The sequence below is a fragment of the Mycolicibacter icosiumassiliensis genome, assembly GCF_900078685.2.
GTDB lineage: Bacteria > Actinomycetota > Actinomycetes > Mycobacteriales > Mycobacteriaceae > Mycobacterium > Mycobacterium icosiumassiliensis.
In genome coordinates, this window is record NZ_LT546166.1 from 2240825 (window position 1) to 2259833 (window position 19009).

At 68.0% G+C, this 19009-nt stretch carries 20 protein-coding genes and 3 pseudogenes; 13 read left to right on the top strand and 10 right to left on the bottom strand.

Annotation, left to right across the window (positions count from 1 at the left end; all coding sequences use genetic code 11):
- The first annotated feature begins 19 nt into the window (after positions 1 to 19).
- From BN4346_RS34620 to BN4346_RS34650, 7 genes and pseudogenes are all read left to right on the top strand, one after another.
- Positions 20 to 919 carry a tyrosine recombinase XerC gene (locus BN4346_RS34620; RefSeq protein WP_067971840.1) on the top strand — a complete coding sequence of 300 codons (900 nt, stop codon included), beginning with the start codon at positions 20 to 22 and terminating at the stop codon, positions 917 to 919.
- Positions 920 to 999: 80 nt separating this feature from the next.
- Positions 1000 to 1284 (top strand): alpha/beta fold hydrolase, encoded by a 285-nt coding sequence (locus BN4346_RS34625; RefSeq protein ID WP_235653739.1) that lies wholly within the window; start codon positions 1000 to 1002, stop codon positions 1282 to 1284.
- Positions 1275 to 1646, top strand: a pseudogene (locus BN4346_RS34630) (DprA-like winged helix domain-containing protein); the annotation flags it as partial. The gene BN4346_RS34625 and the pseudogene BN4346_RS34630, both read left to right, overlap by 10 nt.
- The gene (locus BN4346_RS34635) at positions 1646 to 2134 is read left to right on the top strand and encodes a hypothetical protein (protein ID WP_154677590.1); all 489 of its coding nucleotides are present in this window, start codon (positions 1646 to 1648) and stop codon (positions 2132 to 2134) included. The pseudogene BN4346_RS34630 and the gene BN4346_RS34635, both read left to right, overlap by 1 nt.
- A gap of 150 nt (positions 2135 to 2284) precedes the next feature.
- Positions 2285 to 3142, top strand: coding sequence for a siderophore-interacting protein (locus tag BN4346_RS34640; RefSeq protein ID WP_067971844.1), 858 nt, complete (start codon positions 2285 to 2287; stop codon positions 3140 to 3142).
- Positions 3143 to 3147: 5 nt separating this feature from the next.
- Positions 3148 to 3633: pseudogene (locus BN4346_RS34645) on the top strand (alpha-hydroxy-acid oxidizing protein); the annotation flags it as partial.
- A 32-nt stretch (positions 3634 to 3665) separates the two neighbouring features.
- Entirely contained in the window at positions 3666 to 4139 is a 474-nt protein-coding gene (locus tag BN4346_RS34650; protein ID WP_067971847.1) for an alpha/beta fold hydrolase, read from the top strand.
- Here BN4346_RS34650 and BN4346_RS34655 read toward each other — a convergent pair.
- Together BN4346_RS34655 and BN4346_RS34660 are read right to left on the bottom strand one after the other, a co-directional pair.
- Positions 4136 to 4735, bottom strand: a complete 600-nt coding sequence (locus BN4346_RS34655) for a Uma2 family endonuclease (RefSeq protein ID WP_067971850.1) — start codon at positions 4733 to 4735, stop codon at positions 4136 to 4138. The two genes, BN4346_RS34650 and BN4346_RS34655, sit on opposite strands and share 4 nt — an antisense overlap.
- 78 nt (positions 4736 to 4813) lie before the next feature.
- Positions 4814 to 5269, bottom strand: a pseudogene (locus BN4346_RS34660) (M23 family metallopeptidase); the annotation flags it as partial.
- 314 nt (positions 5270 to 5583) lie between these two features.
- Between BN4346_RS34660 and rpsB the strand changes: the two are divergent.
- The 3 genes from rpsB (at position 5584) to BN4346_RS34675 (ending at position 8786) form a co-directional block, all read left to right on the top strand.
- A complete protein-coding gene (rpsB, locus tag BN4346_RS34665) occupies positions 5584 to 6420 on the top strand; it encodes a 30S ribosomal protein S2 (RefSeq protein WP_067971855.1) in 837 nt (278 codons plus the stop codon).
- A gap of 15 nt (positions 6421 to 6435) precedes the next feature.
- Positions 6436 to 7263, top strand: a complete 828-nt coding sequence (gene tsf, locus BN4346_RS34670; RefSeq protein ID WP_067971860.1) for a translation elongation factor Ts — start codon at positions 6436 to 6438, stop codon at positions 7261 to 7263.
- 107 nt (positions 7264 to 7370) lie between these two features.
- The gene (locus BN4346_RS34675; protein ID WP_067971863.1) at positions 7371 to 8786 is read left to right on the top strand and encodes an amidase; all 1416 of its coding nucleotides are present in this window, start codon (positions 7371 to 7373) and stop codon (positions 8784 to 8786) included.
- Positions 8787 to 8789: 3 nt separating this feature from the next.
- Here the strand turns inward: BN4346_RS34675 and BN4346_RS34680 are convergent, their stop codons facing one another.
- From BN4346_RS34680 to BN4346_RS34715, 8 genes are read right to left on the bottom strand one after another with little or no spacing between them, the layout of a single operon-like run.
- Positions 8790 to 9209, bottom strand: coding sequence for a MarR family winged helix-turn-helix transcriptional regulator (locus tag BN4346_RS34680; RefSeq protein WP_067971867.1), 420 nt, complete (start codon positions 9207 to 9209; stop codon positions 8790 to 8792).
- Between the two features lie 39 nt (positions 9210 to 9248).
- On the bottom strand, positions 9249 to 10727 hold the full coding sequence (locus tag BN4346_RS34685) for a hydrogenase large subunit (RefSeq protein WP_067971870.1): 1479 nt from the start codon (positions 10725 to 10727) through the stop codon (positions 9249 to 9251).
- A complete protein-coding gene (locus BN4346_RS34690) occupies positions 10727 to 12193 on the bottom strand; it encodes a proton-conducting transporter transmembrane domain-containing protein (protein ID WP_067971873.1) in 1467 nt (488 codons plus the stop codon). Before BN4346_RS34690 ends, BN4346_RS34685 begins: the two co-directional genes overlap by 1 nt.
- Positions 12193 to 12849, bottom strand: a complete 657-nt coding sequence (locus BN4346_RS34695) for a hypothetical protein (protein ID WP_067971876.1) — start codon at positions 12847 to 12849, stop codon at positions 12193 to 12195. Before BN4346_RS34695 ends, BN4346_RS34690 begins: the two co-directional genes overlap by 1 nt.
- A complete protein-coding gene (locus BN4346_RS34700) occupies positions 12846 to 13799 on the bottom strand; it encodes a respiratory chain complex I subunit 1 family protein (RefSeq protein WP_096867681.1) in 954 nt (317 codons plus the stop codon). The genes BN4346_RS34695 and BN4346_RS34700 overlap by 4 nt, the downstream gene beginning before the upstream one ends.
- Positions 13800 to 13804: 5 nt before the next feature.
- The gene (locus BN4346_RS34705; RefSeq protein WP_067971882.1) at positions 13805 to 15805 is read right to left on the bottom strand and encodes a proton-conducting transporter transmembrane domain-containing protein; all 2001 of its coding nucleotides are present in this window, start codon (positions 15803 to 15805) and stop codon (positions 13805 to 13807) included.
- Positions 15748 to 16227 (bottom strand): NADH-quinone oxidoreductase subunit B family protein, encoded by a 480-nt coding sequence (locus BN4346_RS34710; RefSeq protein ID WP_067971885.1) that lies wholly within the window; start codon positions 16225 to 16227, stop codon positions 15748 to 15750. Before BN4346_RS34710 ends, BN4346_RS34705 begins: the two co-directional genes overlap by 58 nt.
- The gene (locus BN4346_RS34715) at positions 16224 to 16553 is read right to left on the bottom strand and encodes an ArsR/SmtB family transcription factor (RefSeq protein ID WP_096867683.1); all 330 of its coding nucleotides are present in this window, start codon (positions 16551 to 16553) and stop codon (positions 16224 to 16226) included. Before BN4346_RS34715 ends, BN4346_RS34710 begins: the two co-directional genes overlap by 4 nt.
- A 177-nt stretch (positions 16554 to 16730) precedes the next feature.
- On the opposite strand from BN4346_RS34715, the gene pyrH reads away from it, so the two are divergent.
- The 3 genes from pyrH (at position 16731) to BN4346_RS34730 (ending at position 18991) form a co-directional block, all read left to right on the top strand.
- On the top strand, positions 16731 to 17480 hold the full coding sequence (pyrH, locus tag BN4346_RS34720; RefSeq protein WP_067971891.1) for a UMP kinase: 750 nt from the start codon (positions 16731 to 16733) through the stop codon (positions 17478 to 17480).
- 63 nt (positions 17481 to 17543) lie between these two features.
- Positions 17544 to 18101 (top strand): ribosome recycling factor, encoded by a 558-nt coding sequence (frr, locus tag BN4346_RS34725; RefSeq protein ID WP_067971894.1) that lies wholly within the window; start codon positions 17544 to 17546, stop codon positions 18099 to 18101.
- 23 nt (positions 18102 to 18124) lie between these two features.
- Positions 18125 to 18991 carry a phosphatidate cytidylyltransferase gene (locus BN4346_RS34730; protein ID WP_067971896.1) on the top strand — a complete coding sequence of 289 codons (867 nt, stop codon included), beginning with the start codon at positions 18125 to 18127 and terminating at the stop codon, positions 18989 to 18991.
- Positions 18992 to 19009: the final 18 nt, after the last annotated feature.

A 19009-nucleotide genomic window follows, 5' to 3' on the forward strand; every position in this document is an offset into this window, starting at 1 on the left:
GTCTGAGACGGTGGTCGGTGTGGACGCGATTCTCGACGAGTTCGACGACTACCTGGCTTTGGAGCGGGGCCGTTCCGACCACACCCGGCGCGCCTACTTCGGCGACCTGCGCTCGCTGTTCGGATTCCTTGCCGAGCAGGGGCATACCGGTATCGAAGGCCTGAGCCTTCCGCTGCTACGCAGCTGGCTGGCCACGCAGGCCGGCGCCGGCGCCGCGCGCAGCACCCTGGCGCGCCGCACCTCGACGGTCAAGACCTTCACCGCGTGGGCATGCCGGCGCGGGCTGCTGGCCTCGGATCCCGGCGCGCGCCTGCAACTGCCGAAGTCGCGCCGGACACTGCCGGCGGTACTGCGCCGAGACCAGGCACACGACGCGATGATTGCTGCCAAATCCGGTGCCCAGCAGAATGATCCGCTGGCCTTGCGGGACAGGCTGATCGCCGAGCTGCTGTACGCCACCGCGGTGCGGGTCAGCGAACTATGCGGTCTTGACATCGACGACATCGACAGCTCACGGCGGGTGTTGCGGGTGGTGGGCAAGGGCAATAAGCAACGCACGGTGCCGTTCGGAGAGCCGGCCGCCGACGCGCTGCAGGCCTGGCTCACCCGGGGGCGGCCGTCGCTGGCGACGCTGGAGTCCGGCCCGGCGCTGCTGCTGGGTGCTCGCGGCGGGCGCCTTGACCCGCGCCAGGCCCGCACCGTGGTGCACCAGACCGTCGCCGCGGTCGGGGGAGCACCGGATATGGGGCCGCACGGGCTGCGCCACACCGCCGCCACGCACCTGTTGGAGGGTGGGGCAGACCTGCGGATCGTGCAGGAGTTGCTCGGTCACTCCAGCCTGGCCACCACCCAGCTCTACACCCATGTCACCGTCGCCCGGCTGCGCGCCGTGCACGATCAGGCCCACCCGCGGGCGTGAGCGTGCGATCACAGCTCGAACTGCCGTCGGGACCGGTCTCCTACCTCGACTTTCGTCCCGACAACCCGGCCGGGACCGTGGTGCTGCTACACGGCGGCGGCACGGACAGCGCCGAGTTGTCCTGGGGCGAGGTCGGACCACGCCTGGCTGCCGGCGGCTTCCGGGTCATCGCCCCCGATCACCCCGGCTGCGGTAAAAGCCCGCTACCTCCCTGGCGGGTGACCCAGCAGCGGCTGGTCGCCTACGTGGGGGAGTTCATCGACGCGCTCGCACTGGACCACTACGCCATCGGCGGGTTGTCGCTGGGTGGGGCGCTGTCGATCGGACACGTGCTGGACCGGACCGATCGGGTCCACGGCTGCTAGGCCGGCCGGTGGCGGCGGTTCCCGGGCCGGTCACCAGTGCGGCCTCGGCCGGCTGTCACGTGCTGCTGCGCGGCGGCGCCGAAGTGGTGACCCGGGTCGACGAAGTGATCGAGCTGGCCGGTCGGGTCGGGGAACTGGCGGTGGATCCGCCGCGGCCGGCCACCCCGCTGGACGGACTCAGTCTCGCCGAACGTCAGGTCTACGAAGCGCTGCCCGGTCGCGGCGTGGTGACCGTCGATCAGATCGCGGTGGCCTCCGGGCTGGCCCCGGCGCAGGTGTTCGGGCCGCTGGCCATGTTGGAAGTCGCCGGCCTGGTGGCGCGGCGCGACGGCAGCTGGGGGATAGTCCGGGCGAAGCGGTAGTGCCTGAGCCGCCGGACGGGCCTACTCCAGTTGCGGCCGGCGGGGTTGGTGCCTCCGACTGGTTGCGGCTGCAGCGGCAAGCCCTGCTGGGCATCGAGACTCACGGTGAGGACCTGACGCTGCGGGAAGTCGAGTTTGTCGAGAGCTTTCTCGCCGCTGGGCATCGGCTGGAGTGGATACCGCGCGACACGGTGACGTGCAAACCGACTAACGATTTCATCTGGCTCGACAACGATCGGCTGCTTGTCGAGTTGAAGACGACCGGCGCACGGTACGGGTCGATTCAGCGTCTTGTCCACAGATCGATTGTCAAAGCTAAGGCGCACGGTGTTGCGAAGGAGAATTTCATGATTGACATCGGCGGGCGACCGTTAGCGGCGAAACTGCGCCGTCAACTTGAGCAGTACAACAGGCGCAATACGCTGCATCCGGTTGCTCGGTTGTGGTTGATGGCTGCAGGAAATCTCGAAGAGATTGAACTGCGATAAGGGAGCAGGGCGTTGGCCCCGCGTTTTCTGACGGCCTGTTATTCCAAGGCTGGCACGGGAGCGCCCTGCTCTCGAGCCAGCTTACCAGCGATAAGTCGGCCGAGCGCGCCTCGTATAGTCGGCTAGGGCAGGGCGAAGACGGGAGACAGCGTGGCGGGACGACCGGTTCATACCTTCGAAGTTGTCCGCACCGAGCAGGTGTCGGCACACATGATTCGAGTAGTGTTGGGCGGCAACGGTTTCGACACGTTCAAGGCCAGCGATTTCACCGACTCGTACGTCAAGGTCATCTTCGTGCGCTACGACGTCGATGTCGCGGCGTTGCCGCAGCCGTTGACCCTGGACAGCTTCGACGGGCTGCCCGAGGAGCAACGTCCGGTGGTCCGCACCCTGACGGTGCGGCGCGCCGATCCGCTTGCCCGAGAGATCGCCATCGACGTCTCCGTGCACGGTGACCACGGCGTTGTCGGACCGTGGGCCACCGGCGCCCAGCCCGGTCAGCCGGTCTATCTGATGGGTCCCGGCGGTGCGTATGCACCCGACCCTGATGCCGACTGGCACCTGCTGGCCGGTGACGAGAGCGCGCTGCCGGCGATCGCGGCCGCGCTGGAGGCCCTACCGGCCGAAGCCGTGGGCAAGGTGTTCCTCGAAGTCGCCGGGCCCGACGACGAGATCGCGCTGGAGGCGCCGGCCGGGGTCGAGCTGAACTGGCTGCACCGCGGGGGACGTGCCGACCTGGTGGGGCAGGAGCGCGCCGGCGACAACGCGCCTTTGATCGAGGCGGTCACCACCACCCTGTGGTTGCCGGGGCAGGTTCAGGTCTTCATCCACGGCGAGGCCCAGGCCGTCATGCACAACCTGCGGCCCTACATCCGCAAGGAGCGCGGCGTCGACGCCAAGTGGGCGTCGATCTCGGGTTACTGGCGGCGCGGCCGCACCGAAGAGACCTTCCGGCAGTGGAAAAAGGAACTCGCGGCCAAAGAAGCAGGCGAAGAGCAGGCAGGCTGAAGCCAATGGCATTCGGGGATTACCAGTTCGAGATCTACCTGCAGGGCCTGGCCGGGGTGGTGCCGTCGCTGCCGATGACCTACACCGAGTTGGAGGCCAAAGCCGCTGCGGCGCTGTCTCCCTCGGTGTGGTCCTATGTGGCCGGCGGCGCCGGTGACGAGCGCACTCAGCGGGCCAACGTCGCCGCCTTCGACGGCTGGGGTCTGATCCCGAGGATGTTCGTCGGCGCCGCCGAGCGCGACCTGTCGATCGAGATGTTCGGATTGCGGCTGCCCTCACCGGTCTTCATGGCGCCGATCGGCGTCATCGGGATCTGCGCCCAGGACGGACACGGCGACCTGGCCAGCGCTCGTGCCGCGGCGGCCACCGGAGTTCCGATGATGGTGTCCACCCTCACCGCCGACCCGCTGGAGAACGTCGCTGCCGAATTCGGTGACACACCAGGGTTTTTCCAGCTGTACACGCCCAAAGATCGGGAGCTGGCGGCCAGCCCGCGGCACTGCTGTTGGACAGTTACGGGCTGATGCCGCGACTGGCCGGCGGCCGACAGGTGCTGGCCTGGGCGATGCTGCGCACCGGCGTGCTGGATGCCGCCACCCGCTGGATGGCGACCAACCGCACCGCACTGACGTGGAGCCTCACATCGCTGATCCGCGATCCGGCGAGGCGCACCCCCGAACTGATCTCGGAGATCATCTCCGCCGCACGGCAACCCGGCCTGGCCGCCTTCGAGCAGTGGCAGCGCGACGAGATGTTGTGGAACCGGCTGAAAACCGACTACACGGCGCAGCTGGCGTCGTTTCCGCGGCCGGCGCTGATCATCCACGGCGACAAGGACACCGGCGTGCCCCTTGCGCGTGCCCGCGCCGCCGCCGCGCTGATCCCGCACGCCGAACTGAAAGTCGTTGCCGGTGCCGGCCATTGGGTCCAACGGGACCAGCCGGACGTCGTCGTCGCGGCCATGCTGGATTTCCTGCGCCGGCAGACCCGGGCTTAGCTCAACACGTTGCTGATCGCCGCGAGGTCGATGGTGAGCGGGAACGGCAGCTCGGCGGTGTAGGTAGTGGCCACCGCGCCGTCGTCGACGTAGCCGGTGGTGCCCTCGGCCTGATGGCAAGCCCGCAGACTCACCGCGCCGGCCGGTTCCAGGTCGACGATCCAGTAATAGGGGATTGCGGCGTCGGCGTATTCGGCCCGCTTGATCATGAAGTCGGTACGCCGCGACCCGGGCGAGACGATCTCGACGACCAGCAGGGTCTCCGCAGCCGCCAGCATGCCGCCTTCGGCATCCACGCGAATTACGGCAGACCGCTCGACCACCACGAGATCTGGACGGCGTGACGTCCCTGGCCGATCGCCCCGATCCAGCTGCAAGTCGATATCGATGTCCTGAATCACCACGAAAGACGCCGGAAGCTGAGTCTTGAGCTGGTCACGCAGCACACCCGAAGCGAGCATGTGACGTGGTGACGGCGACGGCGACATGACGAGGTTGCCCTCCTGCAACTCCCAGCGGCACTGATCGTCCTCGCCAAGTTCGGCATACTCGGCGACGGTCAATAACCGGCCGGGAGGTTCGACCAGGGCTGTCATCGCCAACTCGCTGTCCGGCGCATGCTGTCCAGTGTTGCACGGCAACTCCCAGCGCGTCTTCGTCAGAAGCTACCCGCCCAGCGGCTTGAGCCGGATCGGCGTCGAGGCCAGCAATCCCAACGGATCGACATAGTCGGCCCGCGACGCCGGTCCCCACATCGCGCCCCAGTGCAGACAAGCCGCGCAGCCCGGATGGCCGGGCTCCAAGGCGCCGATCACCGATCCCGCGGCCACCAACTGACCGATCCGGACCGCCGCGGACACCGGCTGGTAGCTGGTGCGCAACCCGCCGGGATGGGCCAGTGACACCACCGGCTGCCCACCGGAACGCCCGGCGAACACCACCGTGCCCGCACCGGCGGCGTACACCGGCTGGCCCGGCTCCCCGGCCAGGTCCACGCCCCGGTGGCCGCGCTGCCAATCCGGGCGCGGGGCATCGAATCGGCGCACCACCGCCGGGCGCGGCCGAAGCGGCCAATCCAGCCGAACCGTGTCGCCGTGCGCCGGCGCGGCCAGCAAAAGCGCTCCGACCAGCAACAACGTCGCGCACCGCATTGGCCCAGTTCACCTCGTGGCCCCGAATCGGGCCAGTCACCGCTGTGGACAAAGCACCTGGTTCATGGGGTGGTTCCAGCTTCGCCTCTCGTTCCTCGAGGCTTGCTAAACCACCCGCTCGAACCGTGTAAACTCATTTGCGCAGTTCGCTTATGCGGACTGACTTCGCGTGTCTGCACCACAACGCAGATGTCGGGTGGTCCCCACAGGGGTCCGGCATCTCAGCAGGCACCAGGGCCCGGCCTCACCCGACGCTGGGCGACAACCGACAAAAATTAAGGACATGGCTGACTATGGCCGTCGTTACCATGAAGCAGCTGCTGGACAGCGGCGCCCACTTCGGGCATCAGACCCGTCGTTGGAATCCCAAGATGAAGCGGTTCATCTTCACCGACCGCAACGGCATCTACATCATCGACTTGCAGCAGACGCTGACCTTCATCGACAAGGCGTACGAGTTCGTGAAGGAGACCGTCGCGCACGGCGGGTCCATCATGTTCGTCGGCACCAAGAAGCAGGCGCAGGAGTCGGTCGCGGCCGAGGCCACCCGGGTCGGGATGCCGTATGTCAACCAGCGCTGGCTGGGCGGCATGCTCACCAACTTCTCCACCGTGCACAAGCGTCTGCAGCGCCTCAAGGAACTCGAGGCCATGGAGCAGACCGGCGGCTTCGAGGGGCGCACCAAGAAGGAAATCTTGATGCTGACCCGCGAGAAGAACAAGCTGGAGCGCAGCCTCGGCGGTATCCGCGACATGGCCAAGGTGCCGTCGGCCGTCTGGGTCGTCGACACCAACAAGGAGCACATCGCCGTCGGCGAGGCCCGCAAGCTGGGCATCCCGGTCATCGCGATCCTGGACACCAACTGCGACCCCGACCTGGTCGACTACCCGATCCCGGGCAATGACGACGCGATCCGCTCGGCGGCTCTGCTGACCAAGGTCATCGCCTCCGCGGTGGCCGAGGGGCTGCAGGCCCGGGCAGGTCAGGGCAACGGCGAGGGCAAGGCTGCGGCCGAAGCGGTTGAGCCGCTGGCCGAGTGGGAGCAGGAGCTGCTGGCGGGCGCCACCACCTCTGCACCCGACGCCGAGGCCGCAGCTGCCGGCGCCGAAACCACCACCGACGCATCGTAGGAAAGGCACACAACAGTGGGGAACTACACCGCTGCCGACGTTAAGCGGCTTCGGGAGCTCACCGGCTCAGGCATGATGGACTGCAAGAATGCGCTGGCCGAGAGCGACGGCGACTTCGACAAGGCCGTCGAGGTGCTGCGCATCAAGGGCGCCAAGGACGTCGGCAAGCGCGCCGAGCGTGCCACCGCCGAAGGTCTGGTCGCTGCCAAGGGTGGCGCCCTGATCGAGCTGAACTCCGAGACCGACTTCGTCGCCAAGAACGACGAGTTCAAGACGCTCGCCGACGAGGTCGTCACCGCCGCCGCGGCGGCCAAGACCTCCGATGTCGAGGAGCTCAAGAGCGCCAAGATCGGTGACCGCACCGTCGGTGAGGCCATCGAGGCGCTGTCGGCCAAGATCGGCGAGAAGCTCGAACTGCGCCGGGTCGCCTACTTCGACGGCACCGTGGAGACCTACCTGCACAAGCGGGCCTCTGACCTGCCGCCGGCCGTGGGTGTGCTGGTCGAGTACGAGCCGGGTACCGGATCGGAAGGCACAGAGGCGGCCCACGCGGTGGCGCTGCAGATCGCCGCGCTCAAGGCCAAGTACCTGAGCCGCGACGACGTTCCCGCCGAACTGGTGGCCAACGAGCGCCGCATCGCCGAAGAGACGGCCAAGGAGGAGGGCAAGCCCGAGGCTGCCCTGCCCAAGATCGTCGAAGGCCGGGTCACCGGCTTCTTCAAGGACGTGGTGCTGCTGGAGCAGTCGTCGGTCTCCGACTCCAAGAAGAGCGTCAAGGCGCTGCTCGACGAGGCCGGCGTGACCGTGACCCGCTTCGTGCGGTTCGAGGTCGGACAGGCCTAGTCCCCTTCGCACGAAAATCACCGCCAGCGCCCGTTAATCGGGCCTGGCGGTGATTTTCGTTTGGGCGTCACGGACCCGCGCCTGATCCGTCGGATAAGGTCACCGGCATGCAACATGTGCACGCCTTCGGCGACGACGCGCTTGGTGACTCCGACACGGTCGGCCTGGTTGAACGTCTCCGATCGGGCGAGGTGTCAGCCGCCGAGCTGGTCGACGCGGCGATCGCGCGCACCGAAGCGGTCAACCCGCAGCTGAACGGCTTGGCCTACCGGGCTTTCGACCGTGCACGCGAAGCCGCCCGGCAAGGCGGGCAGTCGGGGTTCTTTCAAGGCGTCCCAACGTTTATCAAGGACAACGTCGACGTCGCCGGGATGCCGACCATGCAGGGCACCGACGCCTGGCAGCCGCACCCAGCCGCGGCCGACGGCGACTTCGCCAAGCTCTACCGCAGCACCGGGTTGATCCCGCTGGGCAAGACCCAGCTGAGCGAGTTCGGTTTCAGCGCTTCGGCAGAGCATCCGCGGATCGGCGCGGTACGCAACCCGTGGAACACCGACTACACCGCGGCGGCGTCGTCGTCGGGATCGGCGGCATTCGTTGCGGCCGGGGTGGTTCCGATCGCGCATGCCAACGACGGCGGCGGATCCATCCGCATTCCCGCGGCCTGCAACGGACTGGTCGGCCTCAAGCCGTCGCGGGGCCGGCTGCCGTTGGACAAGGACTTGCGTGCCATGCCGGTGCGGATCGTCTTCAACGGGGTGGTGACCCGCTCGGTGCGCGACACCGCCGCCTTTTACGCAGAGGCGGAACGGATCTCGCGCAACACCAAGCTGGCGCCGATCGGTGACATCCGGGCACCGGGCACTCAGCGCCTGCGGGTAGGGGTGATCACCCAGTCGATCGCGCGCGAGACGTCAGCCGAGATGCGCGAGCTGACACTGAAAACGGCGGCGCTGCTCGAAGAACTGGGACACCGCGTCGAGTATCTCGACGGGCCACCGGTACCGGCGCACTTCGCCGACGACTTCCTGCTCTACTGGGCGTTTTTGGCGACGGCATTGGTCAAGGGGGGACGGCGGATGTTCGGCCCCACCTTCGACCGCACCCGGCTGGACAACCTGACGCTGGGCCTGGATCGCCATGCCACCCGCCATCTCTACCGGCTGCCGTTGGCGGTAGCCCGGCTGGCTTCGGTGCGCCGGCGGCACACCTCACGGCTGTACAGCGACTACGACGTGGTGCTGACTCCGACGCTGGCCCACGAGACCCCGCGGGTGGGCCACCTGGACCCCACGGCCGGCTACGAGCAGATCATCGACCGGCTGATGGACTGGGTAGCGTTCACCCCGCTGCAGAATGCCACCGGTGAACCGGCGATCTCGCTGCCGCTGGCCGAATCCGCGGCCGGATTGCCGGTGGGCATGATGTTCAGCGCCCCCTTGGGGCAGGACGCCCGGCTGCTGGAGCTGGCTTACGAGCTGGAGGCCGCTAAGCCCTGGCCCACCATTGCCGCCCGGGCCTAGTAGTCACTCCGCGCCGATTCGCTCCAACATCTGCCGCAGCTGGTGCTGCTCGGCCGCACTCAGCGCAGCCAGCACGCGACCGTCGGCGACGCGTACGGCATCTTCGGCCTGTTTCAGCAGCTCCCGACCCGCCTCGGTCAAGTTCGCCGGCAGGGCACGCCCGGATGGCACCGACTCCGGGCGGCTGACCGCGCCACGATTCTCCAACCGGTGCAGCACGGTGTTCATGGCCTGCGGGGTGACGCCGGTGTGACGGGCTAGTTCGGCACTGGAGAGCCCGGGCCGCAGCGACAGCGCCCGCATGCAGACGAATTCGGGCACCGCCAGCCCCAGCGGTCCGAGTACCGCGGTCACGTGCGGGCGCAGCGCCGAGCTGACCCGGTACAGCAGATAGCCCAGCGGAGCAACGTCCACGTCATTCATGTCAAGTATCCTGACATACCAGGTCTTTGCGCTGAGCCGCTATAGATCGTTTCCCGCGTAGGACAGATTGAAGCTCTTATTGGTCAGCGGAAAGTCCGGGACGATGGTGTCGGTCATCGATACCGGCAGCGCGGGCCAGTTGAACCAGGACGGGTCTACGATTTTCGCGCGGCTGATGACGCCGTCGGCGCCGATCTCCACGCGGTGCACGATGCTGCCGCGCCAGCCTTCGACGATGCCGACCCCGCTGCGCGGGCGAGTCGGCGCCGGAACCGGCTGTTGGAGATCGATCGGACCGTGGTGATTGTTGATCAGGTTGCGGCACAGGGCCACCGACGCGGCGAACTCATCGCGGCGAACGGTGTAGCGAGCGAGTACATCGCCGGCGCTCGCCGTCACCTCGGTCACCGGAAGCTCGGTCGTCGGGTGGTCGAGGCGGGCGTCGGTGACCAGCCCACTGGCCCGAGCCACGTAGCCCAGGGCGCCCATTGCCACGGCGTCGTCGCGATGCAATACCGAGGTGCCGGCGAACCGGTCGTAGATCACCGAGTTGCCCAACGTCAGCTCGGCGATCTCGGCGATGTCATCGGCCAGGTCCTGCAGCCGGTCCGGGTCCGGAAGTGCTTGCAGCACGACACCTCCGGGGCTGATCGCCCCGCGCAACAGCCGGTGTCCGGTGACCTGCGCGTTGATGCGCAGCGCAAGTTCGCGGACGCGCTGGGCGTGTGCGTTGGCCAGGCCGAAGCCCACATCGTTGGCTAGGGCGCCCAGGTCGGCGGCGTGGTTGTAGAGGCGCTCGAGCTCGACCAGCAGTGCGCGCAGTCGGTGCACCGGATCGGGTAGCTCGACGCCGAGGGCGTCCTCGACGGCCAGGCTGTGGGCCAGCGCGTGGCCGGCCGAGGTGTCACCGCTGATCCGTTCGGCCAGATCGACCGCCGCGACGGCGGCCCGGCCTTGAAAGAGTCGCTCGATCCCGCGGTGCACAAACCACAGTCGCGCCTTGAGCCGCAACACCGATTCGCCGACGACCGAGAACCGGAAGTGGCCCGGCTCGATCAGACCGGCGTGTACCGGGCCGACCGGGATCTCATAGACCCCGGCGCCGTCCACGGTCAGGAAGGGAAAATGGTCCGTCGCAACGAAGTCGCCAGGGGGCCCGGCGTCATTGCGCATCGGATGCCAACCCTGCGGCCAATGCGCATGCCGTACCAGACGGCGCGGCTGCGGGTGATCGACCGGGGTGATCCCGTACAGATCGAGCATCTCGCGCTCGAATCGGCCGGCCTGAAAGGATAACCGGGCCAGCGACGGGATCGCCGGCTGGTCCGCCGGAACGGTCAGGGTCAGCTCGGTGCGGCGGTCCGGGCGGCCGGCCAGGAACAGGTACACCACCCGCAGGGTGTCGCCGTCATCGTGGGCGGCCACCAGGGCGAGCCGGAACCCCTCGGCGAGCAGGGCGATGGCCGCGCCGACGAGTTGACTGTCGGTGACCGGCTGTTCGCGGGTGATCGGGCTCATCAGCGGACTCCGAGTTGGCTTGCGGCGCTTGTGAACAAGTCGGTCAGCGGGCCGGCGGTGATCCCGAGGGCGAGCGAGAGCAGCACCCCGGCCACCAAAGCGCCCGCAACGGTCACCGGCACCCGGATCGCCGGACTGCCGGCGTCCGGGGTGCCCAGCAGCAGCCGGCCGGAGTTGCGCAGCAGGGCGGCGAACGCCACCACCAGTGCCACCAGTGCCAGACCCAGGGCCCACGCCAGTCGCGCATCGGCCAGCGAGATCGCGATCGCCACCTCGCTGGCGAACATCGCGAACGGCGGCAACCCGAGCAGAATCACCATCCCGGCCGCGAAGGCGCCGCCGACCAACCGGGACCTGCCGAGTACCGCGGTGATCTCGCCGATCGCCGTGGTGCCGTGTGCGGCCTGCAGCTGTCCGCCGGCCAGGAACAGCACCGTCTTGCCGACGCCGTGCGCCAGGACATGCAGCAGCAGTGCGGTGATCGCCAGCTGGGTGCCGGCAGCCGCGGCGACCGCGATCAGGCCCATCGTCTCCATCGATGAATAGGCCAGCATCCGTTTGAGATCGGTCGTGATGGTGAGCAGCAGCGCAGCGATCAGCAGCGTCACCAGACCGGCGGCCAGCAGTGCAGTCCGCAGAAACACCGGGCCTACCGCGGCATCGATGATCGGCTTGATCCGGATCAGCACCGAGAACGCGACGGACAGCAGCACCCCGCTCATCAACGCCGAAACCGGAGCGGGGGCCTGGCTGTGCGCATCGGCGAGCCAGGTGTGAAACGGCGCCAGTCCCATCTTGGCGCCGTAGCCGATCAGCAGCAGCGCGCCGGCCAACCGGGTGACCGCCGGGTCGAGGCCACCGGCATGGGCGGCGAGCACGTCGAGGTCCAGCGCGTCCGCACCGCCAGCCCCGGCATGCAGCGCGGCGAAATGCAGCAACACGGTGCCCAGGAACGCGATCGTGATGCCCACCGAACACACCATGACGTACTTCCAGGTGGCCTCCAGGGCGGCCCGGCTGCGGCGGTGCCCGACCAGAAACGCGGTGACCACCGTGGTGGCCTCCACCGCGATCCACACCACGCCGATGTTGTTGGCCGACACCGCAAGAGCCATCGCCGCCAAGAACGCCGGTGTCAAGATGCCGTACAACCGTGCGCCACCCTCATCGGTGTGCCCATCCGCCAATTCGGCATCCACGTAGCCGATGCTCGCCCAGGTGGCCAGGCTGCCGACCACACCGATGACGATCAGCATGGTCACCGACAATGCGTCGGCCCGCAACAGTCCGTCCAACGCCAGATGGGCCTGGTCGCCGATCTGAAAGGCCAGGGCGACACCGCATCCGAGGATGGTCAGCGCCGAGATCACCGTGACGGCGGCGCTGACCCGGCGCCAGCCGAGTATCACCGAGCACAGCGCGGCCAGCACCGGTGCCAGCAGCGGAAGCAGAATCAGCAGTGTCATCAGTCGCGTAGCTCCCGCAACAGGTCCAGGTCCACCCCGCCAAAGGCGTTGCGTAGCTGTCCGGTCAGCACACCGAGCACGATCAGCACGAACAGCACGTCGAGCGAGGCGCCGAGTTCCACGATCAGCGGAACACCGGCCGTCAGCAGGAACGCGGTCGCAGCGATTCCGTTGTCCAGCATCAGCAGCCCGACCGCCTGGGAGATGGCGTGACGGCGGGTCGCCATGATGAACAGCGCGATCAGCACCGTCGCGATGGCCGCCGGGGCGGCGTTGGTTGAGGTACTGGGCGCCAGCGCTACTACTGGTTGGGCGATGGTGAATGCCGCGACCACCAGCGCGGTGACCATCAGCAGCGAGGCGGTGGTGCTGACCAGGGGAGCGGACTCCCGGCGTTCTTGGCGTTCGGCGCCCAATGCCCGCTGCAGCAGCCATGGCAGCAAGACCGCGCGGACCGCGAGCACGCCGAGGCCCACGAGGAGCAGAGCTCGATCATGTTCGTGCACACCGCGAATCACCGGGATGGCGGCCAGCGCGACACCCTGGGCAACGAGCAGCCGGCGTACGACTACCGACAGATCCCGGTGCCAGACCGCCAGCACCGCAGCCAGCAGCACGCCACCGGCAGCCAGGTCCAGCATGTTGACGTAGGTCATCCGGCCGCTCCCGTGAAGAAGTTCGCCGCCGTCACGGCCAGTAGCGCCAGCACGAAGGACCCGGCGAGTAATTCCGGAACCCGAAACAGCCGCAGCTTGGCGAGGAAGACCTCCACGGCGGCCATGATTGTGGCCAGCACGGCCACTTTGAGCCCGATCGCGCCGGCGCCGACGATCACGTCGAGCGCGCTGGGGTCCGCGCCCGCGATACCCCAGGGAAAGAACAGGTTTGCCAGCAGCGCCAACAACACCGTCAGCCGCATGCCGCTCGCCCACTCGACCATGGCCAGCTTGGGGCCGGCATATTCGAGCACCATGGCCTCGTGCACCATGGTCAGCTCCAGGTGGGTGGATGGGTTGTCCACCGGCAGCCGGCCGGTCTCGGCGACGATCACGATGACCAGCGCGACGAACGCCAGCGCGCTCGCCAGTGAGATCACCTGGCCGGGATGGTCGCTGGTGTTGCCGACGATGGCCCCGAGGTTGGCTGAGTTCGCCGGGATGGACAGGGCGAACACCGCCACCAGGATGGTCGGTTCCACCAGGGCCGCGATGGTGATCTCGCGGCTGGCGCCCATTCCGCCGAAGGCGGTCGCGGTGTCGATGCCGGCCAAGGTCAGCGCCACCGTGCCCAGGAACAGCAGGCCCACCACGGTGATCAGGTCGGCGATCGGGTCCAGCGGCGAACCGGTGGCCACCAGGGGTGCGGCGGCGACGATGACCAGGGTGGTGGCAGCCAGCGCGGCCGGCGCAGCGGCGAACACCCAGGTGGTGCCGAGCGGCTTGAGGTTCTGTTTGCCCAGCAGTTTGCGGATGTCACGCCACGGTTGCCAGATCCCGGCCCCGGTGCGGCCCTCGGCGCGGGCTCGGACCTGGCGCATCAGGCCGATCACCAGTGGGGCGCCTGCGATGACGCCGGCGACCTGCACGAAGCCCGCCAGGCATGTCAGTGCGTTCATCGCGCCACCAACATGGCGATCAGCACTCCCACCGCACCGTAGGCCAGGTAGAGGTGCACGCTGCCGGTGTGGGCGCGGCGCACCAGCTGGGCGGCGGCGGCCACGCCCGTCAGCAGCGGGGCATACCAGCGGTCTTCCACGACATCGGCTACTCGAGCCCGGTAGGCGATCCGGTCCACGTAGTAGCTCGACGGAGCTTGGCGGGTCACTTCGACGGCGGTGTCGGCGTGCAGCACGTCGTCGAAAACCTGCTGTAGCGGCTGGGCGAATGACGTCGCGGTGTATTGCATGCGCGGGCTCAGATCGTCTGCGCCGCAGGCCCACAGCGGCACCGTGGCGGTGGCCGGCCGCTGCCGTGCCCGCCAGCGGGAACCGATCAACACCACCACGACGGCGGCGGCCAGAACGGCGGCCAGCAGGCCGGGGGACATGGAGGCGTCCAGCCCGGGAATGCGCAGGTAGGTTCCGAGCGCCGGGGCTGCCCCCGACACCGGCAGTGTGTCGAGCACCCGGTGCAACGTTGGGCCGACGGCGGCCGGTGCGACGGCCAGCACCAGGCAGGCCAGTGCGGCCAGCGTCATCCCGGCGAGCATCGTGGTGGGCGCTTCCCGGGCCGCCGCTGCGGCATCGCTGCGTGGCCGGGCCAGGAACCCGATGCCGAACGCCTTGACCATGGCCGCCACTCCCAAGCCGGCGGTCAGCGCGATCGCACCCACGGCCAGCGGTGTCACCAGGGTGATCGTGAGGTCGTGGTCGGCTCGGGCGTGCATCAGCGACTGGATCAGCAGCCATTCGCTGACGAAACCCGCTCCCAGCGGCAGGCCGGCGGCCCCGAGCGCAGCGATTCCGAACAGCGCTGTGGTGCCAGGCATTCGGCGGGCCAGCCCGCCGAGCCGATCCAGGTCGCGCAAGCCGGTGGCGGCCAGCACCGACCCGGCGGACAGGAAGCCGAGGCTCTTGAACGCACCGTGCGCGAGCAGGTGCAGCAGCGCCGCAACCGCGGCAACGGCTGCGGCATCGCGTGAACCCGCGCCCGACAACAACATCGCCGCACCCAGGGCCAGCGTGATCAGCCCGATGTTCTCCGTCGTCGAATACGCCAGCAGCCGTTTGAGATCGGTTGCCACCGACGCCTGCAGCACTCCGTAGAGCGCCGATGCGCCTCCGGCGATCAGCAGCGTCAGGCCCCACCACCGCGGTCCGGGCCCGAGCAGCTGGATGTCGATGCGGATGATCCCGTAGATGCCGAGGTTGACCATGGCGGCACTGAGCAACGCCGAGACCGGGCTGGGTGCCTCCGGGTGTGCCCTGGGCAGCCACGCGTGTAGGGGGAGCAGTCCGGCTTTGGAGCCGAAGCCGATCAGGGTCAACACGAACACCGTGTTGCGCACGGGATCGGGCAGCGCGCCGATACCGCCGAAGTCGTCGCCGGCGTGGGCGGCCAGCACCACTAGTCCCAACAGCAGCGAGACGAAGCCCAACTGGGTCATCACCGCATAGATCAGCGCGGCCGAACGCACCTCGCTGCGCTGTTGATCGGTGAGCACCAACACCAGCGACGTCAGCGCCATCAATTCCCAGGCAAGCAAGAACGTCGTCACCGATCCTGCCGCCGGAACCGCCAGCAGGGTGGCGACAAACACGGGCAGGGTCAGCAGCGGGACCGCGCCGTATCGCTCGTGGCGTGCGTAGCCGATCCAATACAGCCCAGCGGCCACGGCCACCGCACCGGTCAGCGCCATGAAGAATCCGCCGAGCGGATCGATGCGCAGCTGCACACCCAGCAGCGGCACCAGCCAGTCGATGCGAATCGCGGGAACGGTGCCGAACACGCCGGCCAGGCCGATGCCGACGCCGGCCGCGCCGATCCCGGCCGTGGCGGTACCGCTGAGGGCCGCCGGAAGCCCTTGGTGGTGGGGGGCCGAAGCCGTCAGCGTGCTCACCGGCCGGTCACCGACCGCAGCGCGGCGAGGATCTGCTCGGGCGTCGGCGGACATCCGGGAATTTCGACATCGACCGGAACCACCTCGCCGACCGCCCCCACGGTGGCGTACGACTGCGCGAACACCCCGCGGTTGAGGGCACAGTCCCCGCACGCGATGACTTTGCGGGGCTGCGGGGTGGCCGCCAGGGTGTTGCGCAGCGGCTCGGCCATATTGCGGGTGACCACCCCGGTGACCAGCAGGGCGTCGGCATGACGCGGCGAGGCCACGAGCCGGGCGCCGAATCGCTCGGCGTCATAGACCGGGCTGAAAGCCCCGCCGATCTCGATCTCGCAACCGTTGCACGATCCGGCGTCGACATGGCGGATCTGCAATGACCCCGTCACGCCTGCCGGTGGGTCGGTGGCGGCCGGTGGGCGGTCTTCAGCCGGTTCGGTGATGCGGCCCAGCGCACGGATTCTGGTGAGCCAGCTCATTGGCCGGCTCGCAGGTCATCAAGGAGGGCAACTTGTTCGTTGAGCATTCCGGTCAGCGCCTTGCGTGCCACGGCGAGCAGTTCGGTGATCACCGGCGACGCGATGGAGTAGACCACCGCGTTGCCGTCCTTGGTAGCCGTCACGACGCCCGCACGGCGCAGGACGCCCAGCTGCTGGGACAGATTCGATGCCTCGAGCCCGATCTCGGGAAGCAGTTCACCGACGGTGTGGTCGCGTTCGGCGAGCAATTCCAGGATCCGGATCCTGGCGGGGTGCCCGAGAGTCTTGAAGAACTCGGCTTTGACCTGATGGAGCGAGTTCGGCACAGCGCCGACGATAGCAGCGAAAGCATCAATTGAAAATTTCTTCATATGTTGTGACGGTTGAACCGGGTGTCGCCACCCCGGGCTCTGTTTGACCGTTCCGGTAGGGCAGGATGACAATGCCGTCGCGGACGATTCCCGCGATGGCGCTGTCATATGCGCGCAGCCCGGAGGAGCCTGATGACGGAGCCGACGAGTACCGACGGAAACCGGCCGGCCGGCCGTCCCCCTTATTCCCGGGTGTTGCTCAAACTCGGTGGGGAGATGTTCGGCGGCGGGCAGGTCGGACTCGACCCCGATGTGGTCGCCCAGGTGGCTCGCCAGATCGCCGAAGTGGTCCGCGACGGTGTGCAGGTGGCGGTGGTGATCGGCGGCGGCAACTTCTTCCGCGGCGCGCAGTTGCAGCAGCGCGGTATGGAACGCATGCGCTCGGACTACATGGGCATGCTCGGCACCGTCATGAACAGCCTTGCGCTGCAGGACTTCCTGGAAAAGGAAGGTATCGACACCCGGGTGCAGACCGCGATCACCATGGGACAGGTCGCCGAGCCCTACATCCCGCTGCGGGCGCAGCGGCACCTGGAAAAGGGCCGAGTGGTGATCTTCGGCGCCGGCATGGGGCTGCCGTACTTCTCCACCGACACCACTGCGGCTCAGCGCGCGCTGGAGATCGGTGCCCAGGTGGTGCTGATGGCCAAGGCCGTCGACGGCATCTTCACCGCGGACCCTCGCGTCGACCCGGACGCCGAACTGCTCACCTCGATCACCCATCGCCAGGTCATCGATCGGGGCCTGAAGGTGGCCGATGCCACCGCGTTCAGTCTGTGCATGGACAATGGCATGCCGATCCTGGTGTTCAACCTGTTGACCGATGGAAATATCGCCCGGGCGGTCGCGGGTGAGAAGATCGGAACACTGGTCACCAGCTGACGGGCGCGGGACAGATGACCACCGACGGCGCTAGCGCGAAGCGATAACTGAGGAGCGGGGCACATGATCGACGAGGCTCTCTTCGATGCCGAAGAGAAAATGGAGAAGGCCGTGTCGGTGGCCCGCGACGACCTCTCGACCATCCGCACCGGCCGGGCCAACCCGGGGATGTTCTCGCGGATCGTCATCGACTACTACGGGTCGATCACCCCGATCACCCAACTGTGCAGCATCAACGTGCCCGAGGCCCGGCTGGTGGTGATCAAGCCCTACGAGGCGTCGCAGCTGGGTCCGATCGAGAACGCGATCCGCAACTCCGATCTCGGCTTGAATCCCAGCAACGACGGTTCGCTGATCCGGGTGTCGGTGCCGCAGCTCACCGAGGAGCGGCGCAAAGAGCTGGTCAAGCAGGCCAAGTCCAAGGGGGAGGACGCCAAGGTCTCGGTGCGCAACATCCGTCGCAAGGCGATGGAAGAACTGCACCGCATCCGGAAAGACGGCGACGCCGGCGAGGACGAGGTCGGTCGGGCCGAAAAGGACCTGGACAAGTCCACCCAGCAGTACGTGACCCAGATAGACGAGCTGGTCAAGCACAAAGAAGGCGAGCTGCTGGAGGTCTAGCGGCCGTCTAGCAGGCACACCCCGTGGCAGACCAAGACACCGGCGTAGACGCCGCGGAATCGCAACCGAAACAGTCGCGAGCCGGACGCAACCTTCCCGCGGCGATCGCCGTCGGCGCCCTGCTGGGCGGGACGCTGGTCTACACCCTGCTGTTCGCGCCGCGCTTCTGGGTGCTGATCCTGGCGGTGGCCACCCCGATTGCCACCCATGAGATCACCCGGCGGCTGCGCGAAGTCGGCTACGACGTGCCGTTCATCCCGCTGGCCCTCGGCGGCCAGGCGATGCTGTGGCTGTCGCTGCCGTTCGGGGCCAGGGGAGTACTGGGTGCCTTCGGTGCCACCGTGGTGATCGCCATGATGTGGCGGCTGGTCGTCCAGGGGCTGCACAACGCTCCGGTGAACTACCTGCGGGACGTGTCGGCGACCATCCTGATCGCGGTCTGGGTGCCGCTGTGCATGAGTTTCGCGGCGCTACTGGTCTTTCGCGATGACGGCCCGGGCCGGGTGCTGTGCCTGCTGTTCCCGGTGGTCTTCTCCGACATCGGCGGCTACGCCGTCGGTGTGCTGTTCGGCAAACATCCGATGGCGCCGGCGATCAGCCCGAAGAAGTCCTGGGAGGGTCTGGCGGGTTCACTGGTGCTCGGTGTGGCCGCGGCGGTGTTCGCGGTGACGGTGTTCCTGGGCCGGCCGTGGTGGGTGGGTCTGCCGCTGGGGCTGCTGCTGGTGCTCACCGGGGTCTTCGGCGACCTGATCGAATCCCAGGTCAAACGTGATCTGGGTATCAAGGACATGGGGCGGCTGTTGCCCGGTCACGGCGGGATCATGGATCGGCTCGACGCGCTGCTGCCGTCGGCCGTGGTGACCTGGATCGTGCTGACCGTGCTGCCCTGAGTCACCGGCATACTGGAA

What these genes read in the sequence shown, in the direction of transcription:
- BN4346_RS34680 (WP_067971867.1), bottom strand. Translation starts at nt 9,209, where the DNA reads ATGAATGACGTGGACGTTGCTCCGCTGGGCTATCTGCTGTACCGGGTC.
- BN4346_RS34685 (WP_067971870.1), bottom strand. Translation starts at nt 10,727, where the DNA reads ATGAGCCCGATCACCCGCGAACAGCCGGTCACCGACAGTCAACTCGTC.
- BN4346_RS34695 (WP_067971876.1), bottom strand. Translation starts at nt 12,849, where the DNA reads ATGACCTACGTCAACATGCTGGACCTGGCTGCCGGTGGCGTGCTGCTG.
- BN4346_RS34675 (WP_067971863.1), top strand. Translation starts at nt 7,371, where the DNA reads ATGCAACATGTGCACGCCTTCGGCGACGACGCGCTTGGTGACTCCGAC.
- BN4346_RS34690 (WP_067971873.1), bottom strand. Translation starts at nt 12,193, where the DNA reads ATGACACTGCTGATTCTGCTTCCGCTGCTGGCACCGGTGCTGGCCGCG.
- BN4346_RS34650 (WP_067971847.1), top strand. Translation starts at nt 3,666, where the DNA reads ATGCCGCGACTGGCCGGCGGCCGACAGGTGCTGGCCTGGGCGATGCTG.
- rpsB (WP_067971855.1), top strand. Translation starts at nt 5,584, where the DNA reads ATGGCCGTCGTTACCATGAAGCAGCTGCTGGACAGCGGCGCCCACTTC.
- BN4346_RS34710 (WP_067971885.1), bottom strand. Translation starts at nt 16,227, where the DNA reads ATGAGCTGGCTCACCAGAATCCGTGCGCTGGGCCGCATCACCGAACCG.
- BN4346_RS34655 (WP_067971850.1), bottom strand. Translation starts at nt 4,735, where the DNA reads ATGACAGCCCTGGTCGAACCTCCCGGCCGGTTATTGACCGTCGCCGAG.
- pyrH (WP_067971891.1), top strand. Translation starts at nt 16,731, where the DNA reads ATGACGGAGCCGACGAGTACCGACGGAAACCGGCCGGCCGGCCGTCCC.
- BN4346_RS34705 (WP_067971882.1), bottom strand. Translation starts at nt 15,805, where the DNA reads ATGTCCGCCGACGCCCGAGCAGATCCTCGCCGCGCTGCGGTCGGTGAC.
- frr (WP_067971894.1), top strand. Translation starts at nt 17,544, where the DNA reads ATGATCGACGAGGCTCTCTTCGATGCCGAAGAGAAAATGGAGAAGGCC.